Origin of the sequence: Streptomyces sp. NPDC058664 (assembly GCF_042716635.1) — a bacterium.
Lineage (GTDB): Bacteria > Actinomycetota > Actinomycetes > Streptomycetales > Streptomycetaceae > Streptomyces.
In genome coordinates this window covers 1-2,034 of sequence record NZ_JBHXRW010000185.1, presented here as the reverse complement: position 1 = coordinate 2,034, position 2,034 = coordinate 1, and the positions used below count along the sequence as shown (strand labels likewise).

Below are 2,034 nucleotides of genomic sequence, written 5' to 3'. Positions count from 1 at the left end.
CACCGCTGACCGTGATTCGTCAGTACATCGAGGTCCAGAAGCGGCCTATCTGACCGTCACCCCGAAGGCGCAGGGAACTCCGGCGCTTCGCGCCTCCGGGCCAAGGACGCGTTTCCCTCCCCGGCTGAAGCCGGGGACACCCACGCAAGATCAGGGAAGGCCCAGGCGACGTCCTCAGACGCCACTCCCTCGCCATAGGCATTGGTTGGGGCCGCAAGGTCGTCGCGGCCGGCAGTCGTCAGGACCGATTGAGGATGGGGTCTGCCAAGTAGCGCGCACCGCCGTAGTCCATGGGCACGGACAGTCTTTGGAGACGGTCGCTTCACCAGCTGCCTAGGACAACTTCATCTCCAGCAAGAACCAGCAGAACGTTGTCAAGGCCATGGTCCTGACCGACGCCACCGGCAGGCTCCTGTTCTGCAGTCCGACCCAGCCGGCAAGCTGTGCCGACACCACCGACGCCCGCCAGTCAGCCCTGGTCAAGCACCTGACCGACGGCCCCTTTGTGGAGATCCTCGCCGATGCTGGCCACCAGGGCCTGGGCGCTCAGACCGGCGGCCGCGTCGTGGCAACCCCGCACCGCAAGTTCAAGAACCCGCCGGACTGGTATGAGGAGAGCCGCGAACGCCGGCGCAAGGCGCACTCCTCACGCAGCATCCGCGGCGAGCACGGCATCGCGCACACCTGAAGAACTGGCGAGCACTCGCCCGCCACCATGGCCGCCGCGAGCAGATGAGCGACATGATCCAGGCCGTCGCCGGACTGCTCTAACACCAGCAGACCGCCATCCTCGGGTCCGGCCAACCGCAGTGACCACCGGGCTGGGCCGCACCTTTCGACGTGACACCACCCAGCATGCACGACCTCATTGGGGACTGTAAATCGTTCGGCTCTGGCCCGTAGTCGGTGGTGACACCGGGTAGCCATCCGCGATCATGATCTTGTGATAGATGTCGACTCTCTTAGAGCGTCCGCCAGTAGGTGGGTGAAGTGGTGCAGGCACGGTCCCCGATCATGGAGTTCTCTAGGCTTCATGATCATTCGGGGTGTCCGTGCCTGCTGTCCCAGCATGCCTGCTCAAACCGGTTCGCGACCAGTTCCTGGCCTTGCTGCCGGACCGCGAGGACCGCCATCCGCTGGGCTGTCACAACCCGCGGATTTCTGATGCGGTGGTCTTCGACCGCCTGGTACAAGTTCTGGTATTCGGCTGTGGATACGAACGTGCGGCCGATGAGCAGTGCTCCGCCACGATGCTGCGGCGCCGCCGGGACGAGTGGATCGCGCTCGGAGTTATAAAAGACCTGCGGCTGCTGGTCCTGGCCGCCTACGACCGCATGATCGGCCTCGACCTGGACCACCTCGTCGCGGACGGCTGCATCACCAAGGCTCCCGCCGGCGGTGAGTGTGCGGGAAGAAGCCCGGTCGACCGCGGTAAACAGGGCGTAAAACGCTCGCAGTTGACCGACGCCCAGGGCATACCCCTGGTCACCGAGCCCGCACCGGCAAACGTCCGCGATCACACGCTGCTGCCTGCCACCCTGGATGCCTACAGCGATCTCGAAAAGGCCCGGGGGCCGTTGCCGGAGCGCCCCCGGCTGGGCCTGGACGCCGGCTACGACTACCGCCCCGTCCACGATGATCTGGCCGGACGCGGCATCGACGCACAGATCACCCGCCGTGGACAGAAAGTCCCGATCCAGGCCGGCGGACGCTGGGTCATCGAGCGCACCAACGGGCCTTGACCCCTGATGTTGGACACACGAGACACTGGATCCTGAGGATCTGAGAACGGACATCTCGTGGTCATGAAGACCTATCCGCCGCAGTTCAAGGCGGACGCGGTCGCGCTGTACGAGTCGCGGTCCGAAGCGACAATCAGGTCGGTCGCCGCCGATCTGGGGATCAACCCGGAGACCCTGCGGAACTGGGTCCGGGCGGTCGGCGTGAGCCGGCCCCGGGGACGCCGAGTGGAGGTGCCGGCCGAGCCGCCCACACCGCTGGAGGCGGAAAACGCCGCTTTGCGCAAGAAGGTCC

2 protein-coding genes and 1 pseudogene are annotated in these 2,034 nt (G+C 65.9%); all 3 read left to right on the top strand.

What is annotated here, in order from left to right:
* Positions 1-382 precede the first annotated feature (382 nt).
* Positions 383-688 (top strand): hypothetical protein, encoded by a 306-nt coding sequence (locus ACFWUY_RS41360; RefSeq protein WP_384122127.1) that lies wholly within the window; start codon positions 383-385, stop codon positions 686-688.
* Between the two features lie 364 nt (positions 689-1,052).
* Positions 1,053-1,733: pseudogene (locus ACFWUY_RS41355) on the top strand (transposase); the annotation flags it as partial.
* Positions 1,734-1,805: 72 nt separating this feature from the next.
* Positions 1,806-2,034: transposase (locus ACFWUY_RS41350; RefSeq protein ID WP_384122124.1), on the top strand; the 229-nt coding region annotated here is incomplete at its 3' end.